Here is a 24586-nt window from a genome sequence, read left to right as displayed (position 1 = left end):
AGGAAAGAAAAAGAAATGAATGCTCAAATTCAAAAAGTAGTTCTTAATTTACCGGCAACTGCTGACTTTGTTGATATTGTAAGATTAAATTTATACGGTATTGCCGCGAAAATGGGATTCTCTTATGAGGATATTGAAGACATGAAAGTGGCTGTATCGGAAGCCTGTAATAACTCTGTCCTTTATGCATATGGTCATGAGGGGGGAGTCGTGGAAGTAACATTCGAATTTGATGAAGCTTCGTTGTCCATTCGTGTCAAAGATGAAGGGGAGAGCTTTGAACGTGTGGAGGACCCGTCCCGTATCGCATCCTTGCATGACAAGGAGTTGAATGATGCGCAGATAGGCGGATTAGGCTTTTATCTCATGCAGGCGCTTATGGACGATGTCCATATCTTGAATGAGACAGGAAAAGGCACCGAAGTGGTGCTGGTAAAGCGCCTGACCAGAAGTGAGGAAAGAGTATGAATGAAAAGGTAACTCCCCCGGAGTCGATGGATGAAGCCGTTGGTCTAATCTGGGAGTACCAGCAAACAAAAGATAACGAGATTGCTACCGTGCTGATCCGCAAGTATGAGCCAATGGTCAAGATGGCTGCCGGGAAGATCTCCCGTAACCGTCCGGACTTATACGAGGATTTATATCAGACCGGTCAGATGGCTTTGATACGTCTGCTTCAGCAATACGATATCAGCTTGGGTATCCCATTTGAACCGTATGCTATGAAAAGTATGTTGGGACATATGAAAAATTATTTGCGCGACAAATCCTGGTACATCCAGGTTCCTCGCCGTATTAAGGAAAAGGGTGCGCTTGTTCAACATGCTATTGATGAACTAACCGTTAAATTGGAACGCTCACCCAATGTGGATGAGATTGCGACCTATTTGGATCTTACCGTGGAAGAAACGATTGAGGTGCTTGCAGGCCGTGAGTGCTATCACTATGTTTCACTGGACTCGCCTTTATCCCAGGAAGAGAGTGCAGCTACGTTAGGCGAGCTCATTAGCTCGGATGCTAACGATTATGACACTGTGGAAAAACGAATGGATTTGCAGCAGGCTTTAAGCCAACTGAAGGAGCAGGAACAAAAGGTGCTTCTTCTGGCATTTCAGGACGGTCAATCTCAACGTGCGATTGCACAGACGTTGGGCGTATCGCAGATGAGCGTTTCCCGTATTCAGAAGCGGGCAACGGAAAAGCTGAAGCAGATTATGTCTAATTCCTCTATTTCATGAGAAGACCGCGGAATTCTTGGCTTAACATATTTGATGTCACATCGTAAGGACACGTTATTCCGATATGGGAAGCGTGTCCTTTTTATAAAGCGAAAAAGGTTGGGAGGAAGGTTGGAATCCATGACAGCATTTGAACAGATTTCTTCCTTTCGTGGAGGATGGGAATGGTGGGACATCAGTGCTGGGAATTGGCAAGATTCGGTCATACAGCACTTGAAGGAGAAGCTCCCAGAAGCCGCAGAATGGCTGGACAAGGTAGAGGACATTCCATCAAGCTTTATATCTGTGCGCTTTCCAGATGGCGATGAGCCCTTAATGTATGGGTCGCTGATCTACTCCGTTCAAGAGGAAATCGATAGTCAACGCAATTGCAACAAGTTTTATTTTCTGGTTCTAAACCAGAAGTTGGTGACGTTAAATTTGGATCAAAATACCCGTGAAATTATGCATACCGCGGAACGCCAAAAAATGCTGGAACAGTGTGAGGATGCAGCTGACGGCATGTTTGTATTGGCGAGAGCCGTGCTTCATTATTTTCATACAGGTATGGATAAGTTCGAGATCAACCTGAGAAGACTGGAAGAGGACATGGAGAAAAGAAATGCCCGTACACTGATGGATTCTATATTGAATGCACGTTTCGAGCTGTTGTATTGGAGCAATATGTTCATTCCTTTTTCAGAGCTGGTAACGGCTTCTCGGGAGGCATATTTGGATAAACTGGAGGAGAATCGCTTTTTTAAGCAGTTACTTTACCGTGTTACTCGGATGGAAGGACTTTTCCTGCATTATGAAAAGGAAATCGACACCCTGATCTCTATTGACGACGCCATTTCCGCTTTTAGGGGCAATGAGATTACGAAGACGCTCACCATTGTGACCGCCGTATTTACACCTGCCACTGTAGTGGGGGCCATTTGGGGCATGAACTTTGAAAATCTGCCTTGGATTAAAACAGGCTGGGGTTTTACCGCCGTGATCATTGCCACATTGCTAAGTATGGCGGGAATGTACGGCTGGCTGATGATGAAGGGGTGGACAGGAGACTTATTGAAAACTAACAAGCGCAACAAATTGTAGCGGCTGATTACAGCTGTTACAATTTACAAACAAAAAACGATCCATCGTAACTGGAGGCCCTTTGAGGAGTCTTTTCCGGTTACGAAGGATCGTTTTTAAATGAGATAAGGACAATTACTTAGTACCTTGGCTCATTTTGATATATCCTAATAATTCGGCGATGAAATCTCCGATGACCGGAAGATTTAACTGTACCAGGAAACTGAGCAACCAAGCGAGCAAGGCGAGTATGACCACTGTACCCAGCGTAAGGCCGAGACCACGTGCAATCCCTGCAGTCAGATTGCTCATAATTCTTCTTTTCGTGCTAGAGTAGTTCTCTATAATATCTTTGAATTCTGCTTTTTCCAATGTATCTGCGATTTGATCTAGGCGTTTGTTAAGCCGCTTGACCTCATGGCGAAGTTCAAAAGGATGCTCATTTACATCAAAGTCTCTCTCCGGATCATGTGTTTTAACATGATGATGAGTAGAAGAGGTCTGCTTGGATGAAACCTCATCTGGCTGATCTTGAGCCTGGAGTGGGTGAAAGGTTCTCTTGTTGTTCCGAGCAAGATCATCTCCATAGGAGTTTGGTTTGTTCATGGTCATCCCAGCCTTTCTATCATTTAAAAACAGCCAGCTTCTTGCATGCTGGCTGTTCAGTGTTTGGATCTTATTTTGGTTGTAATCGGAATGTGTTCCTCTTAGGAATTTGCATTTAATTGTTTTTGAGTGTCCTTGGCTGCTTGAGCGGTTGCATCCATAACTTCTTTATCCGCTTTGGCCGCTTCATTAGCGACATCGGCAGAAGCTTTGGTTACGCTAGATACGATGTTGTCTTTACTCTCGGATACCGTTTTGGCTACATCTGCTGTTTTAGTGGAAACGGTTTTGGCCAAATCTGTCGCTTTGCTGCTAACTACAGATGCGACATCCTTTGTTTTATCGGAGACGACTGTAATTTTATCAGACAGATCACTACGCAAATCACGACCCGGCTTCGGCGCGAACAGCAGGGCTGCGGCAGCACCAATCAAACCTCCAATAAATAAACCTTTTGCAAAACCTGAAGTACTTGCCATATTTTGATTGTCAATGTTACTCATGTTATATCACTCCTCTTATAGAATTAAAGAATAAAAAATATATATAAAATTTTAGGTAGCCCTTCTTAATAGCCTGGACGCCAGTCCGAGCAAGAACACGAACAATGCTGTTCCGAGTATGGCTGGAATGACGGCAAAATCTCCGATGACCGGGCCCCAGTCTCCCAATAGCATGACACCTAGCCAAGCTCCTACAAATCCAGCAATCATAGAGCCCGCAATGCCGCCAGGCATTTCATGACCAGCCAGTGCATCGCCAATCAATCCGATAATAATAGCCATTACAATACTTAGTACAATTCCCCACACAAGGATCGCCTCCCTTATCCTAAGTTCACAAAACCATAACGTTTTTGATGAATGCTGAGCTTCGATATTGCTGAGCCTTGCTTACTTCGTATATAAACGTCGTGACCCGGAGTGAAACAAAAAGCCGGCTCAGACATTTACCGGTGGGGAGTGGAAGGAAGCTGCATGCGCGCTCGCCAATAGATCACAGGAACGGTAAACACCAGCCAAATTATACCTGCAATATAGCCACCCACAATATCTGTAGGAAAGTGAACGCCTAGATATACGCGGCTTAATCCAATCAAGAGAATCAGTAGTACACCCAGAGCGCACGGAAGAAAGAGCGAACGCCCACGAATCTTTCGTTCTATGGCCCAAATGGCAAATATCATTCCGAAAAATCCCATGGAAATCATCGCATGACCGCTGGGAAAACTATAACCCCCGGCTTCAACCAAATGTTGAAGTGACGGGCGTTCCCGTTGCAAAATTTCCTTGATGAGCGTATTCAGCACCCACATCGCCGTAAAGCTGCTTAGGATCGCAAAGGAATAAGCTTTTGAACGAAGACTGACCCAACACAAGGTAGCAGCACCGAGGGCGATGATCAACGACATGCGGAATGAACCGAAAGATGTAATGAATATAGCGATGGTTAGGAGTTGGTAACGAGCAGCTGCAGTGTCTGGAAAAATGGCATCCTGTATGCGTTCATCCCAATATAGAAAAGGAGCTGTGCCAATCCACTTCACAGAGTAGGCGATGAGAAGCAACACAGCGATCATGATAATAGATGCATACAGACTACGACGCAAATAGCTTCGTAGGAACCGGGATGGTTGGGGTTCATGGGATAGCATATGTAATAAATCTCCTCCTTATGGCTGTAATAGATTCAATTTTTCGTACTATTAACTTAACTAATAATGAACTTAAGAGCAAAACCCGACGGCGACGACAGGCTGATTGAGGCATATAAGCCCGGGGTAAAGGGATCGTATCACAGCGTTTGTAATGCCAGGGCCGGAAGTGGAATAGTCATCACGAAGCAAAGCTGCTTTACGGAACTGTAATCCATGGAGGTGTTAAGGATGATTAAAATAGTGACATCGGCAGAAAGACATACCTCAAATAAAGGATGGATTCATAGTGAGTTTAGCTTTTCGTTTGCCGATTATGAAGATCCGAGCAATGCCCATTTTGGCTGTATGCTAGCCCATAATGATAACGAGCTTGAACCGCAGCAAGGCTTCAAAAGACATCCGCATCACGATTTGGAAATCGTCACCTACGTGATTGAAGGCCAATTGCATCATAGCGACAGCTTAGGACATGAGCAGGATTTGAAAAGCGGCTCGATCCAGGTTCTGAGTGCAGGCACCGGAATTGAACATGAAGAGCGAAATACTGGGGATGAAAGACCGGTTCGTTTTTTGCAAATGTGGTTTTTACCCGAGAGTCCTGGCATTCAGCCTTCTTATCAGGTGCAAAGATTCAAGCACAGTGAACGTCTAAATCGGCTTCAGCCTGTTGTGTCTGGTTCAGAAGTGGAGGGAGCGTTATCCATCGCGCAGGATATAAATCTGTATCTGAGCAGATTGGAAAAAGGACAGCAGCTTGAATATCCGCAGCAAGAGGAGCGCCGCACCCACATCTATGTAGTTAACGGTCATGTAGAAGTTACGTGCCAGGATGGGGAATTTCAGTTAGGGCCTGGTGATGCCGCGCGAATTCAAAAAAGCTGTACATTAAAGATACGAGCTACAGGTAATGAGGATATATCTGAATTGGTGTTAGCGGATTTGCCTTGAAGCATCCTTGAGTGAGTGAAGAAGTGTATGAAAATGCGCATATGCAATCGAAAAAATAAAGCTCGTATCCCGGTGCACGTCTATTGAGACGAGCGGTGATACGAGCTTTATTTACGCTGACAGGGCCACTGCCATGAAGGCTGTTGCTCATGATGATAGGATGTAAGACAGCTAAGCTGTCTTCCTATAAGCTATTCAGGAGGATTTGCGTAATCTGCCCAGTTCAGAAACAATAGCTTCAACCTCTGAAATGCTCAGGTTAGGCTTGCTTATCACCATATCATAGACATCATGGATGTCCTCGTATTGCTCCAGCGAGAAAGCGGATGCCTGCATAGCAGCACCACTCGCCATACGGAGCTTGGTTTTAATACCCTCAATCATATACTCAATGTTGGCATGAGACGGTACAGACAAATCCATCGTTAATTTTCCATCCTTTCATAACAGGGGAAGTTGCCTGTATTGTATCATGTTTTTGTTGTAGAATGTACTGAAAGCCAGATTACTGATATACAACCGAATCAAGGAGGATGGACAAAGTTGTCTTTGTATAATCGAGCTTCCGCACCCGGTCGCTCGTCCTTAGAACATAATGTAAAGAAAACAGATCGAGATGGACTCGCGCCGTTTTTCCGAGAAATTTATCAACAGCATGCTATAGATAAGTTGACTTTTGTTTGCATCGGTACAGATCGCTCATCGGGTGATTCACTCGGGCCACTGGTAGGCACCATGCTCAAGGAGCAAGGCTTTCCGCACGTGATTGGCACAATGACGGAGCCCTGCGATGCAGATCATCTGGTTTCATACTTGGAGTGCATTCCCCAAGATCATCATGTGATCGCCATAGATGCTTGTCTTGGACAGCACGGCTCAACGGGAATGTTTCTTATTGCGCGTGAACCGCTAACTCCTGCGCGATCGGTGGGGCTGTCTCTGCCGTCTGTTGGTCATTATAGTGTTGCAGCGATTGTGAATGAGCGCAGTCCCAAACCCTATTGGACACTCCAAATGACGTCGCTTCACTTGGTCATGACCATGGCTGCGCATATTGCTAATGCGGCGGCTTATGAATTTGGTTTAAAAACAGCTTCGCAAGATTTTCCAGAGGGCTACCGTTTCAGATATTGATGGTCTGCTTAATAATATACATCAGCATGTTCTACTCACTAATATATTCAGATCCAATAGATTATATACAGAGAAGGAAGGGTTCCACATGGAAAAGGTATTATGCGAAGGAACGACGATCTGCTATGCCGAACAGGGAAAAGGAGATCCGATCATTCTATTGCACGGATTTTGCGGAAGCTCTTCCTACTGGGATGAGGTTGTTCCCTTGCTATCCCCAAGCTATCGTTGTATTGTTCCAGACTTGCGTGGACACGGACGCAGCGATGCTCCACTAGGAGCCTATACTATTGATCAAATGGCAGATGATGTGCTTAAACTTCAAGAACAATTGGACATTCCTCAGGCTGCCTGGTTTGGTCACTCCCTAGGAGGCTATCTTGCCCTTTCGGCAGTGCAGAGACATGCAGAGCGCCTGACAGCCTTTGGACTGATTCATTCTACAGCATATGCAGATACGGATGAAGGTAAAGAAAAGCGGAATAAGGCTGTATCCACCATCCAAACGGAGGGGATTACGACCTTTGTAGATGGACTCGTGCCGGGACTGTTTGCTCCTGATCATGTGGAGTCATTGTCCAGCCAATTACTTAAAGTCAAAGAAATTGGCTACAAAACACCACCACAAGGAGCCGTAGGAGCATCACTGGCTATGCGCGAGCGTACTGATCGGCGGGATGTGTTGTCGGCTTCTGCATTGCCAGCCCTTTTAGTAGCGGGTGAGCAGGATCAGGCGGTTCCTCCAGCGCGGACGTTTACAACAGATCGGGCCGGAGTAACTCAGGTTACCCTACCGGAAGCAGGTCACATGAGCCTGTTCGAGGCACCGGAGTTATTAGCGAACACCATCTTGACATTTTTAGAGCAAAACTTGAAAAGGTACTAAGGTAAGCCCAAAAACCGGAACCTTCTGATGTGATAAACAGAAGGTTCCAGTTTTTGGGTAGTCAATTATTTTTAGGTGTGTAAGGTGTCTAATTTATATTGCTTTTGTTAAAGGCAAACGCTGTCGGCAAACCGTCAATACTCTCCAGATTTTTCTCATAGGCATATTTTTTAAGTGCTTCTTCTCCCATCTGAATCGAGACTTCCTTCAGCTTTTCCCGTTCGCTCGTGTATGTCATGAAGGGAACCGCAAAACCACATGAATTCTGCACCATGTGAACGTCCACAACAATGATTTGTCTTGCACCGGGAAGCGGTTTGAAGAGAGGGTACAGTTCATTCCATTGCTTAGTATCGGGCAGCGCGACGGTACCAGTGCCATAGAGCTTTAGTACACTGGGAGCGCCCTCAAATGCACAAAACATGATTGTTACTCGTCCGTTCTCGATAATGTGAGCGCTTGTCTCGTTGCCGCTTCCCGCCAAGTCAAGATAAGCTACCCTTTGATCCGATAGAATACGGAAGGAATCATATCCCTTGGGGGAAAGGTTAACGTGCCCTGTCTTGGATAGCGGTGCTGATCCTACAAAGAAAATATGCTGCCGCTGTATAAACTCTTGATGTTCCGGTAATATCGAGCTAAATTGATTACCCAAACTCCATCATCCTTTCTCACAAAAATATTCATATAAATTTTGTTTCTAAAGAAAATAATTATTATAAATAATTTTATGGAATGTTTAAATATACTGATTAATTTTTTGTTTCGTATGAAACAAAAATATCACAACACTAATGAAGAAGCAATATTGATTTAAAAAAAACGTCATTCGCTAGTCACATGATCTGCTACAAAGTGCTGTACCGTAGGAATTCACTGCCATGCGTGAGCATTCTGACTTCCTGATCATTGATGTTGTTAACTGAGGGTGAAGGTTATAAGTGGTATTTCTGCATGGTAGGGCATTTGGCTTTTAGACAAGGATGTCATACAATCAGAAGACAGAGTTTCTGGTTGTCTAGGCATCGGGATGAAAGGAAGGGAACGGCTTGCTTAGAAAAGATTATTTGCTCAGTATGATGGAAGAATTGACATCCGCAGTAGCATCGGTGCTCGGTCTAAGGCGCGAAAATAAACACATCGAAGCGCTGAAACAGCTAGATGACCTGCTCAACAAGCAGTTTCGTCTTCGTTCAGATTTGCTCAGACGATTGCCGCCGGAACAAATTATTGAGCTTTTCCGATTGGGGCCTGGCATTGAAGCGGATAAGCTTCAGCAGGTGGCCCGCATTTTGGAGGAAGAAGCCGTGATTTACCTGGAAACCAGCAGAACAGACGAAGGTATACGAATCTTGATGAAATCTCTTCATTTATATTTGTACAGCGATACGAATGGCGCGACTCGTGATCTGCAGGTTCTGCCTGAACGTATAGCGTGTATCGTGAAGCTGGTGCGCGAATATGAGCTCCCCCCTGAAACCAGCAAGCTGCTGGCTGTTCATTACGAGCGAGAAAACAGGTTGGACGAAGCCGCCGATGTCTGGTTTGGATTGGCATGGGAGCATCCAGAGCTGCTAGCGGAAGCGGAGACGTTTTATAGTCAATTACTGGATAAGACCAATGCAGAGCTGGAGCTGGGTGGAATTTCACGCCAGGAAGTCACCGAGGGTTTGACCGAGATCACCCAATTACATGAAAGAAAGTGAGATGTACCTTTTGGATTCACTGCGCGAACTCATATACCAATTGACCACGGGAGGATCCCTCATAACAGCGACGCTGAGTCAGCTTCGCAAACGGGAGGATGCTTCTTTTACTAAAGTGCAAATTAAACCTGTAGAATTGAAAAACAAGCTGCATTACCAGTTTGCTTTTCATTACAGCAACAAAGTCATTCATGAAAATCTGACCCCTGACGAAGCTAATGAGCGTATGACTGCCTTGTTTGAGGACACGTTTCGCCAAGGACTTTTATGCGCCAAGGATGCAGACTACCAAGTGCTGATCAGTAAAAAATATAAAGTATCCATTCTGACAAAGTCACCGAGCAAAAGTAAAGCCGACCTGTCTCATAATCGCAAAAAGCAATATGTGCTCGAAGAAGGAGAACGAATTCCTTTCCTGATTGAGCTGGGGATTATGAATGAGGATGGTAAGGTACTGGCCCGCAAGTATGATAAGTTTCGTCAAATTAACCGGTTTCTCGAAATGGTGCAGGATGTATTACCTAGCCTTCCGGTAGGCCGCCCATTGACGATTGTGGATTTTGGCTGTGGCAAATCGTATTTGACCTTTGCGCTGTATCACTATTTGGCTGTACAGCAAAAGCGACCATTGCAGATCGTTGGTTTGGACTTGAAGGCAGATGTCATTGAAACCTGTAATGTTCTGGCTCAAAAGCTGCAATATCGACAGTTGGAGTTTCTGGTCGGTGATATCGCAGACTATAACGAACTGGAACAGGTGGATATGGTTGTTACCTTGCACGCTTGTGATACTGCAACAGATGCGGCGCTGGAAAAGGCTGTTCGCTGGGGTGCTTCCGTCATTTTGTCGGTTCCGTGTTGCCAGCATGAGCTGTTTAACCAACTGGAAAATCCGGTATTGGAGCCGTTGCTTTCCCACGGCATTTTAAAGGAGCGTTTTTCTGCACTGGCAACGGATGGAATCCGGGCCAAACTGCTGGATATGATGGGATATCGGACACAGCTATTGGAATTTATCGACATGGAGCATACACCTAAAAATATTCTGATTCGTGCCGTCAAAGGGCAAGCGGGAGAACAATCCGTTCTGTGGCGTGAATACACAGCATTTCGGGATTTTATTCATGCTGATCCTTATTTGGAACGCGCTTGTGCGGACTTGCTTCCCGAAGGAGCGGGAAAGAAGCAGACACATAGCTAGGAATATATTAAAAGTGGAGCCACTGCGGGGTGGCTCCACTTTTTTGTAGTTCACAGTTCATGGTTGCAGTACGCAAACATCTATCCGCCATAGGCACTTCTAAAAGCAGTGCACAAGACATCGCGATCCACCTTCCACAATGCCGCGAGTTCCTCGCTGACATCTTCATCCCACCAGTCGCACAGTAGTTTGCGATTACTATGGTTTTCCGCAATCCAGATAAGGTGTCCGACGACCTTGCGGCAGTATAGCTCCTCGCCCTGCTTGACCAGATCAGGAGCAATGTGAACAGGCAGACGTTTGCAGGTTCGATATAACTCTTTGGTACATGCGCGGCGGATACCACGAGCCGTGGGTAAACGGGATTGTGAATTGTCATGTTTGGGGAATTTGCCGGGAGGCATATTGTACCCCCTCCTCTCTCTCACAAGTTATGCGAAGAGAGGATCCGGGGTCACTGACCTCCCTATTTGGACGAAGTGGCGACTTGTTCTGCCGCTGTGATACACTAAATGAAAATAGAGAAACAGGCAGGGAGTGGGAAGAGAGATGGACCAAATATCTAGTATCATTAATTATTTGTTTGAGATCATTCGTAGTCTTGGGTATTTTGGTATTATGCTAGGCTTGATGGTGGAGGTCATTCCAAGTGAAATAGTCCTCGCTTATGGCGGTTTTTTAGTGCACTCGGGTCATATTAATTTTTTTGGCGCAGTCGTTTTTGGAACGATTGGTGGAGTGCTGGCCCAGTTGTTCATTTACTGGATTGGGCGCTATGGCGGCAGACCTGTATTGGATAAATACGGGAAATACATACTTATTAAAAAAAGTCATGTCGACCACGCTGAAGCCTGGTTTAACAAATACGGCACAGGGGTCATTTTCACAGCTCGCTTTATCCCTGTTGTCCGTCACGCGATCTCAATCCCTGCCGGGTTGGCTCGAATGAACGTATGGCGCTTTATTATTTTGACAACGCTAGCGATTATACCTTGGTCTGTTTTGTTTATATATTTAGGTATGCTGCTAGGGGACAAGTGGGAGCAAATTGACGAAGTGGCAGCACCTTACATCAAACCGATTTTGCTGGTTGCCCTTGCGCTTTTGATCATTTATTTTGTTATCAAATGGATTATGTCCAAAAACAAAAAAGGAAGTGTATAACATGAGCCGTACTAATGTATCGCAATACTTCGGAAAGGGCCTAAGCCCTGAACAGTTTATGGAGGGCATGGAAAAGAACAAAGAAGCCTTCCGCTCTGGGTACGATCAGTTTGTGTGGAATCGCGAAGAGGATCGAGAGTATTTTGAAAGCCTGAACCATCGGGATGATCTGCGCGTACTTATTTTGGCTGCCGACTGGTGTGGGGATGTAGTGCGCAACGTGCCAGTTGTGTTCCGTGCGCTGGAGAATAGCGGGATTCCGACCGAAGTATTAATCTTGGAAAACCATCAGGCGCTGATGGATGACTTTCTGACCATGGGCGGACGTGCTGTGCCGATTGTGATTTTTGCGGATACAGGAGGTCATGTACTTGGCCACTGGGGGCCACGCCCTGCACATGTCCAACAAATTATGATCGGATTCAAACGTGAAAATCCAGATCGGGAAGCCGATGATTATCAAGAAAAAATCGCAGTTGCTCGTAAAGAAATGGCTGAAAAATATGGGGAGGGAACCGAGGTCCATCCTGTGATTGTTCAGGAATTGCGCGAGCTGATCTCGGGATTTTAACTTATGACATTATCTATTCGCAGCTTTAATCTCGGCCCGCTCCAGACGAATGCTTATTTGCTTCAAGGAGATGATCCGAAGCGCGCTGTTATTATTGATCCAGGGATGAATCCGGGTCCTTTGCTGAGAGCCATTGAGCCACTGACCATTGAAGCTATCCTGCTGACGCATGCCCATTTCGACCATATCGGAGGAGTAGAGGAGATTCGCAATGCCAAAGGCTGCCCGGTTTATCTGCACGCCTTGGAGCAAGACTGGCTTACATCTCCTAAGCTGAATGGCTCCTTGATGTGGCCAGAGGCATCCCCTCCGATCTCGACGGAACCAGCCGAATATGATTTGGCAGAAGGTCAACAATTGAACCTGATCGGGCACACGTTCCAGGTTTTCCATACCCCGGGCCATTCACCCGGAAGTGTCAGCTTTTTATGCGGCAAAGATCTTTTTTCCGGGGATGTGCTATTTCGTCAGGGCGTTGGACGCACGGATCTGACGGGTGGCCGCGAACGGGATCTATACGATTCTATTCAGAACAAATTGTTTCCACTCGGAGATGACGTTACAGTCTATTCCGGTCACGGTCCCAAAACGTCCATCGGTTATGAGAAAGCTAACAATCCGTATATCCGGTAAATGTGATGAATGTTTTCAGTAGGGGCAAAATCAAAGGTGTGACAGGTTTTGCCCCATTTCGACAACAAATTATAAATTATGTATAGACAAAGGTTTTTATTTTTGTTAACATAAACTTATTGAAGTTACATACTAAACTCGCGAAGCACGCAAGCTGTGGATGAATCCCGGTTTGCGTTCTTTTTTTTGCCCATTAAGAGGATAAAGAGGCATGAGGCCGTCAGATCACAAGGGGGAGCAAGAATGAAAAGAAAACATATATATGGGGTACAACGTGAGATTGGAGGTAGTTTCCGGGTTCCCAATATAATAGATATGGAAGATTCTGTGGCAGGTTCCGAGCCGAAGATCATAACTTGGAAAAAGGTGAGACGACGGGGTGGAATCCCTTCACAAAACTGGCATGTGAGCCTGGATGAACACAGGTTGGGACGTGGAGATGGTCGATTATGAAGATACATAGATGATATAGACAAGCTACTTTTTTTTTAGTAGACTTAGCAGATAAGTTCAGACAAACGGGGGGCTAACGATGCATCATTTAGGAGCTAGAATTATGATCGTCGCGGATGCTTTTGAGCAGAATCTTCCTGTGGGCGAACATGGTTATATCATTGCTTACGACCGTAATGCGGACAATGCTTTTGACTATGTCATTCGCGTACCGAAGGTGAACCGCAATTTCTTTGTACCATCCGGAGACATCGAGCTGGAAGAGAGTATTCTCAAGCTGGAAGCCGAGCGGATTGAGCGTGAAGCGCTGATAGATTATGCCCTTGCTACCCATAATGAGCAACTGTTCATGCATGTGATGAACGGTGGTATTGATTCGGTAGAGACTGAGGAAGAAGAAACCGCGGCGGAGTTGTTGTCACAGGCTGATTTTATCAGACAAGTCAATTTGCGTGCTTGGATATAGAAATCGGCTACGGTCGATTCTTTTTAAGAATATATAAAGGGCACAATCTCAGCTCCTATAGTTTTCACGAAAGAGCACCGAAAGGTGCTTTTTTTATATTCTTTTAGCAACATTTACCTCATCGAAGTGCAGTTTGCTTCTGTACCGCGTCAAAGATTGAATTGTAAAGGGTTCTATCCTATAATTAAAAACGTTATTTCAAAGTTCGGTGCAGCATTTTTTAATATCAGGATTTTGTAAAATTCGATTTCAGTCGCTTCGAAGTGCATTATATAGACGAACTAGACCATTTTCGATCTATATCTTGTTCATTGGAAGCTGCTTATTGGATTTTTGCAAAATCCTCATATACATGAGGAGGGTTTTGTATGAACATTTCCACGGAAGATGTCCGTCACGTAGCCAAGCTGTCCAGGTTGAATCTGACCGCGGCTGAGGAAGAAACGATGACAGGACAATTAAACGCCATTCTCCATTATGCGGAGAAGCTGAATGAGCTGGATACGGAGCAGGTAAAACCGACCACTCATGTGCTGCACGTCAGCAATGTCATGCGAGACGACGAAGTTCGCGAAAGTTTGACACATGAGCAAGTGATGCGCAATGCACCTGAAGAAGAAGACGGACAGTTTAAGGTTCCTGCTGTTCTGGAATAGATCTCATATTTGAAAGGAGGATGCAAATTGAGCTTGTTCAATAACACATTGCCCGAGATACATAACAAGCTGCATCAAAAGGAAATTTCCGTGAGTGATCTGGTAGGACACGCTCTGGAGACGATTGGTGCGCGGGAAGACAAGATCAGAGCTTATATTACCGTTGACGAGGAACAGGCCCGTGCATCCGCACGTCAGCTGGATGATCAACTGATTTCCGGGGAGGAAAGAGGGTTGTTGTTTGGCCTGCCAGTTGGCATTAAGGATAATATCGTGACAGAAGGGCTGCGTACAACATGTGGCAGTCAGTTTTTGAAAAATTTTGATCCCGTTTACGATGCCACAGTTGTTAGCAAGTTACGCGCAGCGCAAACCGTGACACTCGGTAAAATGAACATGGACGAATTCGCCATGGGCGGCTCTAACGAGAACTCCAGCTTTTTCCCTGCACGTAACCCTTGGGATTTAGAACGTGTTCCCGGTGGTTCCAGTGGCGGCTCGGCTGCGGCTGTCGCAGCGGGTGAGGCTTATTTCACGCTCGGGTCGGATACAGGGGGTTCCATTCGCCAGCCCGCTTCTTACTGCGGAGTAGTTGGCCTGAAACCAACCTATGGTCTAGTATCTCGTTTTGGACTGGTGGCTTTTGCCTCCTCTTTAGACCAAATTGGACCCATTACTAAAAATGTTCAGGATTCGGCCTATGTGCTACAAGCCATTGCAGGTTATGACCAGAAGGACTCCACTTCTGCAAAGGTAGACATTCCTGATTATTTGAACGCTTTAACGGGGGATGTAAAGGGACTTCGTATCGCTGTGCCTAAAGAGTATCTTGGTGAGGGTGTCGATCCTCAGGTCAAGGAGAAGGTGCTGGATGCACTGAAAACGCTGGAAGGACTGGGTGCTGTTTGGGAAGAAGTGTCTCTCCCTCATACAGAATATGCGGTAGCTACATATTACCTGCTGGCTTCATCCGAAGCGTCATCCAATCTGGCACGTTTTGACGGCGTGCGATATGGTGTGCGTTCTGACAATCCAGACAACCTGCTTGATCTATACCATCAGTCCCGTACGCAGGGTTTTGGTCCTGAGGTGAAGCGTCGGATTATGCTGGGTACCTATGCGCTCAGCTCTGGATACTATGATGCTTATTATTTGAAAGCTCAAAAAGTGCGCACACTGATTAAACAGGATTTTGATCGTGTTTTTGAACAATATGATGTGATTATCGGACCTACTGCACCGACAACTGCTTTCAAAATCGGCTCGCAAGTGGACGATCCATTAACAATGTATTTGAACGATATTTTGACGATTCCGGTGAGCTTGGCTGGTGTGCCAGCCATTAGCATTCCGTGTGGTCTTGCGGATGGAATGCCAGTCGGACTACAAATTATCGGAAAAGCCTTTGACGAGTCTTCCGTGCTACGCGTAGCTCATGCTTTTGAACAAAATACCGAATTTCACAAGCAGCGTCCGCAGTTGTAATTTGCCAAAAAGGAGGGAACCTATTCATGTCTACAACTACATCCAAATATGAGACGGTCATCGGACTTGAAGTGCACGTGGAATTGCATACGAAGTCTAAAATATTCTGTGGATGCTCGACATCCTTCGGAGCACCACCCAACTCTCATACATGTCCGGTCTGTCTCGGACATCCAGGGGTGCTGCCGGTATTGAACCGTCAGGCCGTTGATTATGCGATGAAAGCAGCAATGGCGCTGAATTGCACCATTGCTGATGTGAGCAAGTTTGACCGCAAGAACTATTTTTACCCCGATTCACCTAAGGCTTACCAAATCTCACAATACGATCAACCCATTGGCGAAAATGGCTGGATTGATATTGAAGTGAATGGTGAGACAAAGCGTATCGGTATTACCCGACTGCATCTGGAAGAGGACGCAGGGAAATTAACCCATGTTGATGGTGGCTACGCATCTTTGGTCGATTTTAACCGGGTCGGTACACCATTGGTCGAGATCGTTTCGGAGCCGGAAATATCTTCGCCGGAAGAAGCCAAGGCCTATCTCGAAAAAATACGTGCCATTATGCAGTATTGTGACGTATCTGATGTGAAGATGGAGGAAGGATCACTTCGCTGCGACGCGAATATCAGTCTTCGTCCGCATGGACAAAAAGAGCTGGGAACTAAAGCGGAACTGAAAAACATGAACTCCTTCCGTGGCGTACAGCGCGGACTGGAATATGAGCAGTTCCGGCAGGAGCAGACGCTGGACGAAGGTGGAACGATTGTACAGGAGACACGTCGTTGGGATGAAGCACAAGGTAAAACTTTATCCATGCGTGGTAAGGAACAGGCCCATGACTATCGGTATTTCCCAGACCCCGATCTTGTTACACTGCATATAGATGAGGAATGGAAAGAGCGCATCCGTGCTTCGATTCCTGAATTGCCTGACCAGCGTAAAGCACGCTACACTTCGGAATATGGATTACCTGAGTATGATGCCCAGGTGATTACGTCCTCCAAGCCATTGGCCGATTTGTTCGAGGATAGCCTTCAATTCACCAAGGATGCCAAAGCAGTATCCAACTGGATTATGGGGGATCTACTCGGTTATTTGAACAGTGCCGGTGTTGAACTGTCTCAGGTTAAATTGACCGGTCGGGGCTTGGGTGAAATGATCGGACTGCTGGAGAAGGGAACGATCAATAGCAAAATCGCTAAAACGGTCTTCAAGGAAATGCTGGAAAGTGATAAACTGCCACAGCAAATTGTTGAAGAAAAAGGGCTTGTACAAATCAGTGATGAGGGTGCGATTCTTACAATTGTCGAACAAGTTGTAGCAGCTAACCCGCAATCGGTCGAGGATTACAAAGCTGGCAAGCAAAAGGCCATCGGCTTCCTAGTCGGTCAAGTGATGAAGGAGAGCAAGGGGAAGGCAAACCCTGGCCTTGCTAATAAGTTGCTGACGGAAGTGCTGAACCGCTAATGGCATAGATTTGACAGGGGCTTGTCTTTTAGGGACAGGCCCCTTTTGTATAGACGCTAAGAATGGTTGACGCGAACAGCTTTAGAACCTGATGGCATTTTATGAGTTTCCTTAGGAGGGAAAATAGCATGGTTACCCTATGTTCATTGGAAGATGATGATATCGTCAGTCAGATATGGCGTCTACAACATGTTGCCTATAGGCTGGAAGCTGAGCTGATTGGGTTTGATGAAATTCCTCCACTGATGGATACATTGGATACGCTGAGAAGCTGTGGAGAGTCTTTTTATGGGTGGCTGGAGGACGGTGAGTTGCTAGGAGCACTGGCTGTGCAGTCTGAATCTCCCGATTCGCTTACCCTTACACGTATGATGGTTCACCCAGATCATTTTCGTAAAGGCATTGCAGATTCTTTAATGGAGCATGTTTTGAATGAATATCAAAATATCCCGTTGTTTATCGTCTCTACAGGAACTCTAAATACTCCTGCGGTGGCATTATATCGAAAACATGGCTTTCGCCCCGTATCTGCAGCCGAGGTCGCTCCAGGCGTGGAATTAACTACCTACCATCTGCATAAGGTGGAATAGCATTGAGATATCAAATTGACATTAAAAATGCACATAAGCCCACAAACCGCGCACCCGGAGTGGGAAGCACGACATAACCGGGAGGAGAGAATCGAATGAATAATCCGTGGATTATAGACGATTCACATATCATTTTACGGCTTTTACTGTCCATGCTTCTCGGTGGATTCATTGGGTTTGAACGCGAGCGTTCCAATCACGCAGCTGGTTTGAGGACTCATATTATGGTCAGCCTTGGTTCGACGCTGATTATGCTACTCTCCATTTACGGCTTTGCCGATTTTATTAAAGAGGCTAATGTACGCATAGATCCCGCTCGTTTGGCTACGGCTGTGATCACTGGCGTAGGCTTTTTGGGTGCAGGGACGATTATGTTCACAGGTAAATCCATTACCGGACTAACGACTGCGGCTTCCATTTGGGTCGTGGCTGCTATTGGCCTTGGGGTCGGAGCAGGCTTTTATTTCCCGTCTATAGCGGCGACAGTGCTCGTATTTTTAAATTTATGGGTGTTTAACAAAGTTGAACTTCGTTATATGCGTGGACGCAAGCGTCATCTTATTACATTGTATGGATTGGCCTCTCACGGATTGCTGGATCAGATTTCGACTTATTTAGAGCAAGAAAAAGTGGAAATACGTAAAATAATGATTAAGGAACATGAAAATGTCCCATTTCACGAATTACACCCAGATCGGCAGAGTATGGAGGTTTCCCTAGAGGTGCTGGCCCGTCATGATTTTAATCCTGTACGTATTGCAGCAGATTTACGACAATGGGAAGATATAGCTGCAGTCTCTGTTGAGTAATAGGCTACCTTTTTTTAACAGTTACTCTTAAATCTGATTGGGGTACTATGTAAGCATTGAAGTGTTTTTCAGCGGAGCCACGCATGGGATTCAAAGGGGAGGATGGCATGAACTCGGAACAACCGTTACCGTCTGGAGAGGCTGGACAGCTACAAGCATCGGAACAGCGGGAACACCCCAGACAGGGGAAGCGTCTAAAATACGCTAAATTTCGCAAAGTGATTGCCATTATTATGGCGGCATTGTTACCCGGACTGGGACATCTTTTTTTAGGACTGTTTATCAGGGGGCTTAGTTTTATTGTATTGCTCCTGCTAGATATTTTTGCGATGCTGTATGTTTCCTCTGACGGTTTAAGGATCAATATTCCATTACTTATTTTGCTTGGATTGTTCATACCTGTTTTATATTTTTATAATGTATATGATGTCTTACAGTCTGCAGATTATATGGTTCGCTATCGACGTAAGCCTGATCGTTATGTACGAATGGATGCTAGAGGCCAGCAAAGTAGTCCTTTTTATGCGTGGGAGAGAGGCTTTGCTTTTGCTATGCTGATGGTGGCAGGCGGTGGGCTTATGATTTTGTTTCGCATGAAACCTCGCTGGTTGAGCAATTTCTTTGAGGATTATGGATTCCTTACGCTGGCTATTTTATTAATGATGATCGGTTTATTCCTTTTTCTAAGGGAAGCCTTTCTGACTTTTAAGCGTAAAAAGTTGAAAGAAAGAGGGTGAAGCTGGCGTGCACCGTAAAATAAGAGTCGGGCGCTACACCTCTTCGCTTCTGTTGATGGCTGTAGGCATTTTGCTTATTGTAGATGTGTTTCAAAATACTGAATATATGCTTCAGCTCCTCGTTTGGTGGCCCGTAATCTTCGTGCTTTGGGGACTGGAGTATCTAATTTTTTTTGCTGTGTACTATCGGAAAGAAGGCAAGTCTGACAACGGAAGGCGATTCAGACCTGACCTAAAGGGGATTCTGTCCGCTTTGGTAGTGGCAGCCTCGGTTTTTATCGTGACCCAGCAAAATCATTATATGTATTTGTGGAACCGGGTCAGTCTCAATCTGACGTCAGCCTCTATGGATTTTAGCCAGGCTAAAGAGAATCGGTATGATATGGGTGGTGTGCTGGTACCTGTAACAATGCAGACATCCGATTTAGTAGTTGATTCGGTTAATGGTGATGTAACACTGATCAGGCGACCTGTGTCCAATATAGAGGTACGAGGGACTCTATGGGTGGATCAAGCGCCTGCTGCCGAAGCGGACAAGATTGCTCAAGCTTCTTCACTGACTTCTACCGACGGCAAGACTATCCAGATTCGTCCGGAGGCACAGTCATACGGAGCATCAAGCAAACGTCAGCCTCGTGTGAACATGCTGATCACCGTGCCGGAGGACCGGCGGTTCAATATGCAGATTAGAACCTCCAACGGGAATATTACCTTGAATGGAGTTGATGCTATTGACAGCATTCGGCTCGAGAGCGGTAATGGAAATCTCACCGTTAATGACGCTATCGGCAATGTCAAGGGAGGCACGTTGAACGGTCAGGTTAAATTGCATCGGATTTCTGGAGATGTGGATGTGCGCACGAACCGTGGCGACATGCAGGCGGGCGATATTGAGGGAGCTGTGACACTACACACCATGGTAGGTGACATTCAGCTCGCTCGTTCGGTAGGAGATATCACCGTAGATACTCAGAATGGTGACATGAATGTGCTGAATTCTACAGCCAAGCTGAATGCCAATTCGCTTAATGGCTCTATCAAAGTGCATAGTGAGCAGGTGGGCGGAGATTGGAAAATATATAGTGCTGTCGGTGATATCGTATTGGATCTTCCGTCGAATGGAGATTTTGAGTTAGAGGGTTCAAGCAGTTATGGTAATCTTCAATCCGATTTTCCATTTAAAATAGACAGTAAGAGTATTTCAGGCCAAAACGGGACAGGCAAGTATGCAATTAACGTAGAGGGCAACAGTAATTTAACCATCAAAAAGTTACTGATGCCGTCGTTACCCGACTTGGAAGATTCCGGGGGGACGACTGCGCCCGATACATCTGAAATCTCTCCGGCTGAACCCGGAGCTCCTGAGACAGATACCTCTATAGGAACATCCGGCGACAATGCGGCGCGTTGACAAGAAACTTGAGTAGACCGTACAATGTGAGTAGGTTTAGAAGTAAGTTGTAAATAGATGCGTGGTAATTGATAGGATCGTAAGTAAGGGATAAGGCGGTGGACATATATGGCAGCACGCGTCCAGCATGCTTTGGAACTTCTGAAGAAGACAGGTGTACGCATAACACCCCAGCGTCATGCCATATTAAACTATTTGATGGAAACCATGGGGCATCCGACTGCAGATGAAATATATCGAGCGCTTGAGTCCAAGTTTCCAAGTATGAGTGTGGCTACGGTTTATAATAACTTAAAGATGTTTATAGAAGCGGGTATGGTACATGAGTTGACCTATGGAGATAACGCCAGTCGTTATGATGCCAATATTTCGGAGCACTATCACATCATTTGCGAAAAATGCGGAAAAATTGAAGATTTCAGTTATCCCTATTTGGCTGATGTGGAACGTCATGCTGCGTTGGAAACAGGCTTCGAAGTGCATGGACATCGTATGGAGTTACACGGAGTATGCAAAACATGTAGTAACAAACAAACGTAACGAAACAAGGAATAGAGTTTTTTTGTGCGGTATGTATATATTGTAATGGATTGGAAACGTGAGCAATTCCCCATAAGCGGGGATTTACCGCGTTTTTTTGTTTAAATCACTTTACTTTTGTTTCAAGTAATCTGTTGAGATTACAAAATACGGAATTCAAAGTTCATACAATGGAGGTTCAATATTGGCCAGAAATCATTCCAGACGTCGCCGTAAACGTTCACGATTCAAAGGAGCAGCAAGCCTGCTATTATTTGCAGCGATTATATGCGCAATTACTGTCGTATGGTTTGGTAATCCCCTTCATGAGAAACCCGATTGGCAGGGCAGTGTCCGTCCTATTTTTATGCAGGGCAAGTTGACTGGGTATGAAGCTCAAAGCTTCGGCAAGAACATGCTGATGCCGCTTAAATTGGTGCAAAGTCAAATTGATCCTTCGGTTCGCTATGAGGATGACAGCCAAACCGTCATTATGGCGACGAGACAAAGCCTGCTCTATATGAAGGTTTCGAAGGCACAAGGGGAACTGAATGGCAAAACATATGCGCTGAGCGCAGCCCCCCAGGTGATCAGTGGAGAGGTGTATATTCCAATAGAGGCTGTACGTGAAGTATACGGCATTTCTATACACGAAGACCCTGTAACAGGTGCCGTTATCCTAATGAAAGCTGGAGAGAAGGTTAGGCTGGGGAATGTAGAAAAGAAGGATGGCCCACAGGATGCCAGAATCGCCTTACGTAAAGAAGCCTCTAGCCTATCTTTTATTTTGACAGATGTATCTCAGCGGACGAAAGTACGTATATGGTCCCAACAGGGAGATTGGTATTTTGTGCAGTTAGACAATGGCTATGCGGGATACATTAAATCAGACCATATCGCTGAGGGAGAAGAGCTTGTGATTCCTTCGGTTAAGGACGATTTGTCCATCTCGGAGAAGCATTGGGAGGGTAGACCAGTGAATCTCGCTTGGGAAGCTGTCTATAATCGCAAGCCCGATCCTTCCAAGTTTGATCCTATGCCTGGAGTAAATGTGGTGAGTCCTACATGGTTCAGCGTCGTTGATCATGAGGGTACTGTGGAAAGCAAGGCCGATCCTGCCTATGTCAGCTGGGCACATCGCAAGGGGATGGAGGTATGGGGCTTGTTGAGCAACAGCTTTAACCCCGAATTAACAACAGAAGCTTTGTCTACCTTTGAACGTCGAAAGTCGATTGTAGATCAGATGATTTCACTTGCACAAGAAAATGATCTGGACGGTATTAATATTGACTTTGAAAATGTTCATACAAAGGATGGCCCCAATGTCACCCAATTTTTGCGTGAACTTAAACCGATGGCTCGGGAACATGATTTGATACTGTCCATTGATGTTACGCCTAAATCTCAAAGTGAGATGTGGTCTGTTTTTTTGGATCGAAAGTCATTGGGTACTATAACAGATTACCTCATGGTAATGGCGTATGATGAGCATTGGGCGGCTAGTCCAAAAGCTGGTTCCGTCGCCTCGTTACCATGGACGGAAGCGTCAATTAAGCGAATTATTCAGGAAGATGAAGTGCCGCCTCAAAAAGTGGTTTTAGGTATTCCGTTATATACTCGCGTGTGGTCCGAGACTCCCAAAGAAGGGAAGATTAAGGTCACCTCCAAATCACTTGGTATGGAGTCAGCAGCCGATATCATAGCCCAATTTAAGTTGAAGCCCAAGTTTAGAGCTTCCGAAGGCCAGAATTATGTCGAGTATACAGAAGACGGCGTGGTCAAAAAGATTTGGCTGGAGGATCAGGTATCTCTGAAGGCAAGAGTAGAACTTGCCAAATCGCTGAAGCTCGGAGGAATTGGTATGTGGAGTCGAAGCTTTGCAGATAAAAACGCTTGGATAACACTGAAAAAAATAAGTGAATAAGATAAAATAATTTACAATTGAAGAAGGAAGTCTCTTATTTATGTAGAAATGATCACATGTATCCAAATATCCAATTTGCGGTCATAGCCGCCTTGCAGGTATGGAGGGAGAAGTGCAGCTAACCAAATTAAACCTCATATATGATGAATTGTTGCAGGAAGATTCGATAGGTATTATTTCGTACAGAAAACCGGGAGAGTATTTTCACGGTTCGATGTTGTATGACTTTGATGAACTCATTCTAATTATTGGAGAAGGCACCAAGCCAGTTCATTCTATTCAACACTTATTTATGAATGGTTTAAGATGCCAAGTGTTGTACGCAACGCTCAGTTGTCTGAAGGAATGGATTATCGCTGGTGAACAAGCCAACATTATAGATTATGTGTTAGAAGGCTGTATTGTCTGGGAACGGGATGACAGGGTCCGTCTTTTAAGACAGGAAATTGTTGATTTTAACGATCCACTGCGGGAGCAGAAGCGATTTCATGAGTTTTCCCGCTTTCTGGTCAATTACGTTCATGGTAAAAGGGCGGTGCGAGAAGGGCGGATCATTGACGCTTATCAAAGTGTTCTGAAAGCATTGGATCATTGGGCATCTATTGAACTCATTGAACGGGGGATTTATCCAAAGGTTCACTTATGGGTTCAAGTACAGCCTCTGGATCGAACAATTGACAAACTGTATAACGAACTCACATTAAGTACGGAAACCCTAGAACAACGGGTTGAACTAGTACTGCTTGCTTGTGAATTTTCAGTTATGTCAAAAATGGAGGAGTGCTCATCTCCGCTATTCCGTATATTAGGCAGCAGACGGGAACCTTGGTCTATAAATGAACTTATTAACCATCCTGAGCTAAAGAATCTCCAATTGGATCTTATCGTCGTGCTCCGTAAACTGGTATATCGTTCACTTATTAGAGAAACAGCTGCCGGGGATTTTAGGGATCGCGGGCAAAATCGTGAACTGCGTTACTCCCTTATTTGATGTGCAGGGGTTGATTTGTCAGGAAGAAAGGTTGTTAAACCGACTTTTCTTCCTTTTTTTTGTACATGATCTAGTATTTATAAATAGTTAAAAAATATAAATTATTAATTTAGGTTGACGAGTATATAAAATATGTGATAAGTTATAACTCGCCCCATTAAGCAGCATGAATAGTTTTGAACTGTTTAAAGCAGGATAAACGTGTTGCATCAAGCGAAAAAAATAAGTTTTCAAAAAAAAGCTTGACGAAAAATGAGGTTATGTGTTACA

30 protein-coding genes are annotated in these 24586 nt (G+C 45.2%); 23 read left to right on the top strand and 7 right to left on the bottom strand.

Annotated elements, in window-relative coordinates; genetic code table 11:
• Window positions 1–15: 15 nt before the first annotated feature.
• The 3 genes from rsbW (at window position 16) to NSQ68_RS21520 (ending at window position 2318) form a co-directional block, all read left to right on the top strand.
• A complete protein-coding gene (gene rsbW, locus NSQ68_RS21530; protein WP_061831463.1) occupies window positions 16–468 on the top strand; it encodes an anti-sigma B factor RsbW in 453 nt (150 codons plus the stop codon).
• Window positions 465–1238 carry a sigma-70 family RNA polymerase sigma factor gene (locus NSQ68_RS21525; RefSeq protein WP_013311929.1) on the top strand — a complete coding sequence of 258 codons (774 nt, stop codon included), beginning with the start codon at window positions 465–467 and terminating at the stop codon, window positions 1236–1238. Before rsbW ends, NSQ68_RS21525 begins: the two co-directional genes overlap by 4 nt.
• A gap of 120 nt (window positions 1239–1358) precedes the next feature.
• The gene (locus tag NSQ68_RS21520; RefSeq protein ID WP_342427131.1) at window positions 1359–2318 is read left to right on the top strand and encodes a magnesium transporter CorA family protein; all 960 of its coding nucleotides are present in this window, start codon (window positions 1359–1361) and stop codon (window positions 2316–2318) included.
• Between the two features lie 114 nt (window positions 2319–2432).
• Here NSQ68_RS21520 and NSQ68_RS21515 read toward each other — a convergent pair whose 3' ends face one another.
• From NSQ68_RS21515 to NSQ68_RS21500, 4 genes are all read right to left on the bottom strand, one after another.
• Entirely contained in the window at window positions 2433–2909 is a 477-nt protein-coding gene (locus tag NSQ68_RS21515; protein WP_307353656.1) for a DUF5665 domain-containing protein, read from the bottom strand.
• Window positions 2910–3004: 95 nt separating this feature from the next.
• Window positions 3005–3406, bottom strand: a complete 402-nt coding sequence (locus NSQ68_RS21510; protein ID WP_023990268.1) for a YtxH domain-containing protein — start codon at window positions 3404–3406, stop codon at window positions 3005–3007.
• A 51-nt stretch (window positions 3407–3457) separates the two neighbouring features.
• Window positions 3458–3715 carry a GlsB/YeaQ/YmgE family stress response membrane protein gene (locus tag NSQ68_RS21505; RefSeq protein ID WP_069011991.1) on the bottom strand — a complete coding sequence of 86 codons (258 nt, stop codon included), beginning with the start codon at window positions 3713–3715 and terminating at the stop codon, window positions 3458–3460.
• 137 nt (window positions 3716–3852) lie between these two features.
• Window positions 3853–4557 carry a phosphatase PAP2 family protein gene (locus NSQ68_RS21500; RefSeq protein ID WP_342427130.1) on the bottom strand — a complete coding sequence of 235 codons (705 nt, stop codon included), beginning with the start codon at window positions 4555–4557 and terminating at the stop codon, window positions 3853–3855.
• Window positions 4558–4788: 231 nt separating this feature from the next.
• Between NSQ68_RS21500 and NSQ68_RS21495 the strand changes: the two genes are divergently transcribed.
• Entirely contained in the window at window positions 4789–5508 is a 720-nt protein-coding gene (locus NSQ68_RS21495) for a pirin family protein (protein WP_235309961.1), read from the top strand.
• A 195-nt stretch (window positions 5509–5703) separates the two neighbouring features.
• On the opposite strand, the gene NSQ68_RS21490 is transcribed toward NSQ68_RS21495, so the two are convergent.
• The gene (locus NSQ68_RS21490) at window positions 5704–5931 is read right to left on the bottom strand and encodes a DUF1128 family protein (RefSeq protein ID WP_013373034.1); all 228 of its coding nucleotides are present in this window, start codon (window positions 5929–5931) and stop codon (window positions 5704–5706) included.
• 120 nt (window positions 5932–6051) lie between these two features.
• Between NSQ68_RS21490 and yyaC the strand changes: the two genes are divergently transcribed.
• Window positions 6052–6642 carry a spore protease YyaC gene (yyaC, locus tag NSQ68_RS21485; protein WP_341163128.1) on the top strand — a complete coding sequence of 197 codons (591 nt, stop codon included), beginning with the start codon at window positions 6052–6054 and terminating at the stop codon, window positions 6640–6642.
• Between the two features lie 88 nt (window positions 6643–6730).
• Window positions 6731–7528 carry an alpha/beta hydrolase gene (locus tag NSQ68_RS21480; protein WP_342427129.1) on the top strand — a complete coding sequence of 266 codons (798 nt, stop codon included), beginning with the start codon at window positions 6731–6733 and terminating at the stop codon, window positions 7526–7528.
• An 88-nt stretch (window positions 7529–7616) separates the two neighbouring features.
• Here the strand turns inward: NSQ68_RS21480 and NSQ68_RS21475 are convergent, their stop codons facing one another.
• Window positions 7617–8183, bottom strand: coding sequence for a pyridoxamine 5'-phosphate oxidase family protein (locus NSQ68_RS21475; protein WP_342427128.1), 567 nt, complete (start codon window positions 8181–8183; stop codon window positions 7617–7619).
• A gap of 394 nt (window positions 8184–8577) precedes the next feature.
• Between NSQ68_RS21475 and NSQ68_RS21470 the strand changes: the two genes are divergently transcribed.
• Entirely contained in the window at window positions 8578–9234 is a 657-nt protein-coding gene (locus tag NSQ68_RS21470; RefSeq protein ID WP_342427127.1) for a DUF6483 family protein, read from the top strand.
• Window positions 9221–10435 (top strand): SAM-dependent methyltransferase, encoded by a 1215-nt coding sequence (locus NSQ68_RS21465; RefSeq protein ID WP_340956814.1) that lies wholly within the window; start codon window positions 9221–9223, stop codon window positions 10433–10435. The genes NSQ68_RS21470 and NSQ68_RS21465 overlap by 14 nt, the downstream gene beginning before the upstream one ends.
• Window positions 10436–10515: 80 nt before the next feature.
• On the opposite strand, the gene NSQ68_RS21460 is transcribed toward NSQ68_RS21465, so the two are convergent.
• A complete protein-coding gene (locus NSQ68_RS21460; RefSeq protein ID WP_013311916.1) occupies window positions 10516–10839 on the bottom strand; it encodes a hypothetical protein in 324 nt (107 codons plus the stop codon).
• Between the two features lie 145 nt (window positions 10840–10984).
• Between NSQ68_RS21460 and NSQ68_RS21455 the strand changes: the two genes are divergently transcribed.
• From NSQ68_RS21455 to NSQ68_RS21385, 15 genes are all read left to right on the top strand, one after another.
• Window positions 10985–11599: a DedA family protein gene (locus NSQ68_RS21455; RefSeq protein ID WP_307353667.1), complete on the top strand. Its 615-nt coding sequence runs from the start codon at window positions 10985–10987 to the stop codon at window positions 11597–11599.
• 1 nt (window position 11600) lies between these two features.
• Window positions 11601–12170 carry a thioredoxin family protein gene (locus NSQ68_RS21450; RefSeq protein ID WP_013311914.1) on the top strand — a complete coding sequence of 190 codons (570 nt, stop codon included), beginning with the start codon at window positions 11601–11603 and terminating at the stop codon, window positions 12168–12170.
• Between the two features lie 3 nt (window positions 12171–12173).
• Entirely contained in the window at window positions 12174–12803 is a 630-nt protein-coding gene (locus NSQ68_RS21445; protein WP_342427126.1) for an MBL fold metallo-hydrolase, read from the top strand.
• Between the two features lie 243 nt (window positions 12804–13046).
• Entirely contained in the window at window positions 13047–13256 is a 210-nt protein-coding gene (locus NSQ68_RS21440) for a hypothetical protein (protein ID WP_342427125.1), read from the top strand.
• Between the two features lie 79 nt (window positions 13257–13335).
• Entirely contained in the window at window positions 13336–13722 is a 387-nt protein-coding gene (locus NSQ68_RS21435) for a hypothetical protein (RefSeq protein ID WP_025675434.1), read from the top strand.
• Between the two features lie 368 nt (window positions 13723–14090).
• Window positions 14091–14378 carry an Asp-tRNA(Asn)/Glu-tRNA(Gln) amidotransferase subunit GatC gene (gene gatC, locus NSQ68_RS21430; RefSeq protein ID WP_013311910.1) on the top strand — a complete coding sequence of 96 codons (288 nt, stop codon included), beginning with the start codon at window positions 14091–14093 and terminating at the stop codon, window positions 14376–14378.
• Window positions 14379–14405: 27 nt separating this feature from the next.
• On the top strand, window positions 14406–15863 hold the full coding sequence (gatA, locus tag NSQ68_RS21425; protein ID WP_023990257.1) for an Asp-tRNA(Asn)/Glu-tRNA(Gln) amidotransferase subunit GatA: 1458 nt from the start codon (window positions 14406–14408) through the stop codon (window positions 15861–15863).
• Between the two features lie 26 nt (window positions 15864–15889).
• Window positions 15890–17335: an Asp-tRNA(Asn)/Glu-tRNA(Gln) amidotransferase subunit GatB gene (gene gatB, locus NSQ68_RS21420; protein ID WP_013311908.1), complete on the top strand. Its 1446-nt coding sequence runs from the start codon at window positions 15890–15892 to the stop codon at window positions 17333–17335.
• Between the two features lie 128 nt (window positions 17336–17463).
• A complete protein-coding gene (locus NSQ68_RS21415; RefSeq protein WP_307353670.1) occupies window positions 17464–17925 on the top strand; it encodes a GNAT family N-acetyltransferase in 462 nt (153 codons plus the stop codon).
• Between the two features lie 95 nt (window positions 17926–18020).
• Window positions 18021–18734 carry an MgtC/SapB family protein gene (locus tag NSQ68_RS21410; RefSeq protein WP_029517190.1) on the top strand — a complete coding sequence of 238 codons (714 nt, stop codon included), beginning with the start codon at window positions 18021–18023 and terminating at the stop codon, window positions 18732–18734.
• A gap of 83 nt (window positions 18735–18817) precedes the next feature.
• Complete coding sequence (locus NSQ68_RS21405; RefSeq protein WP_307353671.1) at window positions 18818–19471, top strand: hypothetical protein; 654 nt, start codon at window positions 18818–18820, stop codon at window positions 19469–19471.
• A gap of 7 nt (window positions 19472–19478) precedes the next feature.
• Window positions 19479–20882, top strand: coding sequence for a DUF4097 family beta strand repeat-containing protein (locus NSQ68_RS21400; protein ID WP_307353672.1), 1404 nt, complete (start codon window positions 19479–19481; stop codon window positions 20880–20882).
• 108 nt (window positions 20883–20990) lie between these two features.
• Entirely contained in the window at window positions 20991–21422 is a 432-nt protein-coding gene (locus NSQ68_RS21395; protein WP_029517193.1) for a Fur family transcriptional regulator, read from the top strand.
• Window positions 21423–21606: 184 nt separating this feature from the next.
• Window positions 21607–23325, top strand: coding sequence for a glycosyl hydrolase family 18 protein (locus NSQ68_RS21390; protein WP_342427124.1), 1719 nt, complete (start codon window positions 21607–21609; stop codon window positions 23323–23325).
• A 112-nt stretch (window positions 23326–23437) separates the two neighbouring features.
• Window positions 23438–24316, top strand: a complete 879-nt coding sequence (locus NSQ68_RS21385) for a nucleotidyltransferase-like protein (RefSeq protein ID WP_342427123.1) — start codon at window positions 23438–23440, stop codon at window positions 24314–24316.
• Window positions 24317–24586: the final 270 nt, after the last annotated feature.

Origin of the sequence: Paenibacillus sp. FSL L8-0158, from assembly GCF_038592965.1 — a bacterium.
Lineage (GTDB): Bacteria > Bacillota > Bacilli > Paenibacillales > Paenibacillaceae > Paenibacillus > Paenibacillus polymyxa_D.
Note: the sequence above shows the minus strand (reverse complement) of the source record. Positions and strands in the feature narration are given on the sequence as shown.

Coding starts and splice junctions, on each gene's coding strand:
- NSQ68_RS21460 (WP_013311916.1), bottom strand. CDS start 10,839: ATGCCTCCCGGCAAATTCCCCAAACATGACAATTCACAATCCCGTTTA.
- gatC (WP_013311910.1), top strand. CDS start 14,091: ATGAACATTTCCACGGAAGATGTCCGTCACGTAGCCAAGCTGTCCAGG.
- NSQ68_RS21395 (WP_029517193.1), top strand. CDS start 20,991: ATGGCAGCACGCGTCCAGCATGCTTTGGAACTTCTGAAGAAGACAGGT.
- NSQ68_RS21435 (WP_025675434.1), top strand. CDS start 13,336: ATGCATCATTTAGGAGCTAGAATTATGATCGTCGCGGATGCTTTTGAG.
- NSQ68_RS21405 (WP_307353671.1), top strand. CDS start 18,818: ATGGGATTCAAAGGGGAGGATGGCATGAACTCGGAACAACCGTTACCG.
- NSQ68_RS21455 (WP_307353667.1), top strand. CDS start 10,985: ATGGACCAAATATCTAGTATCATTAATTATTTGTTTGAGATCATTCGT.
- NSQ68_RS21465 (WP_340956814.1), top strand. CDS start 9,221: ATGAAAGAAAGTGAGATGTACCTTTTGGATTCACTGCGCGAACTCATA.
- NSQ68_RS21450 (WP_013311914.1), top strand. CDS start 11,601: ATGAGCCGTACTAATGTATCGCAATACTTCGGAAAGGGCCTAAGCCCT.
- gatB (WP_013311908.1), top strand. CDS start 15,890: ATGTCTACAACTACATCCAAATATGAGACGGTCATCGGACTTGAAGTG.
- NSQ68_RS21445 (WP_342427126.1), top strand. CDS start 12,174: ATGACATTATCTATTCGCAGCTTTAATCTCGGCCCGCTCCAGACGAAT.
- NSQ68_RS21490 (WP_013373034.1), bottom strand. CDS start 5,931: ATGGATTTGTCTGTACCGTCTCATGCCAACATTGAGTATATGATTGAG.
- NSQ68_RS21500 (WP_342427130.1), bottom strand. CDS start 4,557: ATGCTATCCCATGAACCCCAACCATCCCGGTTCCTACGAAGCTATTTG.
- NSQ68_RS21510 (WP_023990268.1), bottom strand. CDS start 3,406: ATGAGTAACATTGACAATCAAAATATGGCAAGTACTTCAGGTTTTGCA.
- NSQ68_RS21515 (WP_307353656.1), bottom strand. CDS start 2,909: ATGACCATGAACAAACCAAACTCCTATGGAGATGATCTTGCTCGGAAC.
- NSQ68_RS21525 (WP_013311929.1), top strand. CDS start 465: ATGAATGAAAAGGTAACTCCCCCGGAGTCGATGGATGAAGCCGTTGGT.
- NSQ68_RS21495 (WP_235309961.1), top strand. CDS start 4,789: ATGATTAAAATAGTGACATCGGCAGAAAGACATACCTCAAATAAAGGA.
- NSQ68_RS21480 (WP_342427129.1), top strand. CDS start 6,731: ATGGAAAAGGTATTATGCGAAGGAACGACGATCTGCTATGCCGAACAG.
- rsbW (WP_061831463.1), top strand. CDS start 16: ATGAATGCTCAAATTCAAAAAGTAGTTCTTAATTTACCGGCAACTGCT.
- NSQ68_RS21415 (WP_307353670.1), top strand. CDS start 17,464: ATGGTTACCCTATGTTCATTGGAAGATGATGATATCGTCAGTCAGATA.
- NSQ68_RS21520 (WP_342427131.1), top strand. CDS start 1,359: ATGACAGCATTTGAACAGATTTCTTCCTTTCGTGGAGGATGGGAATGG.
- NSQ68_RS21410 (WP_029517190.1), top strand. CDS start 18,021: ATGAATAATCCGTGGATTATAGACGATTCACATATCATTTTACGGCTT.
- NSQ68_RS21440 (WP_342427125.1), top strand. CDS start 13,047: ATGAAAAGAAAACATATATATGGGGTACAACGTGAGATTGGAGGTAGT.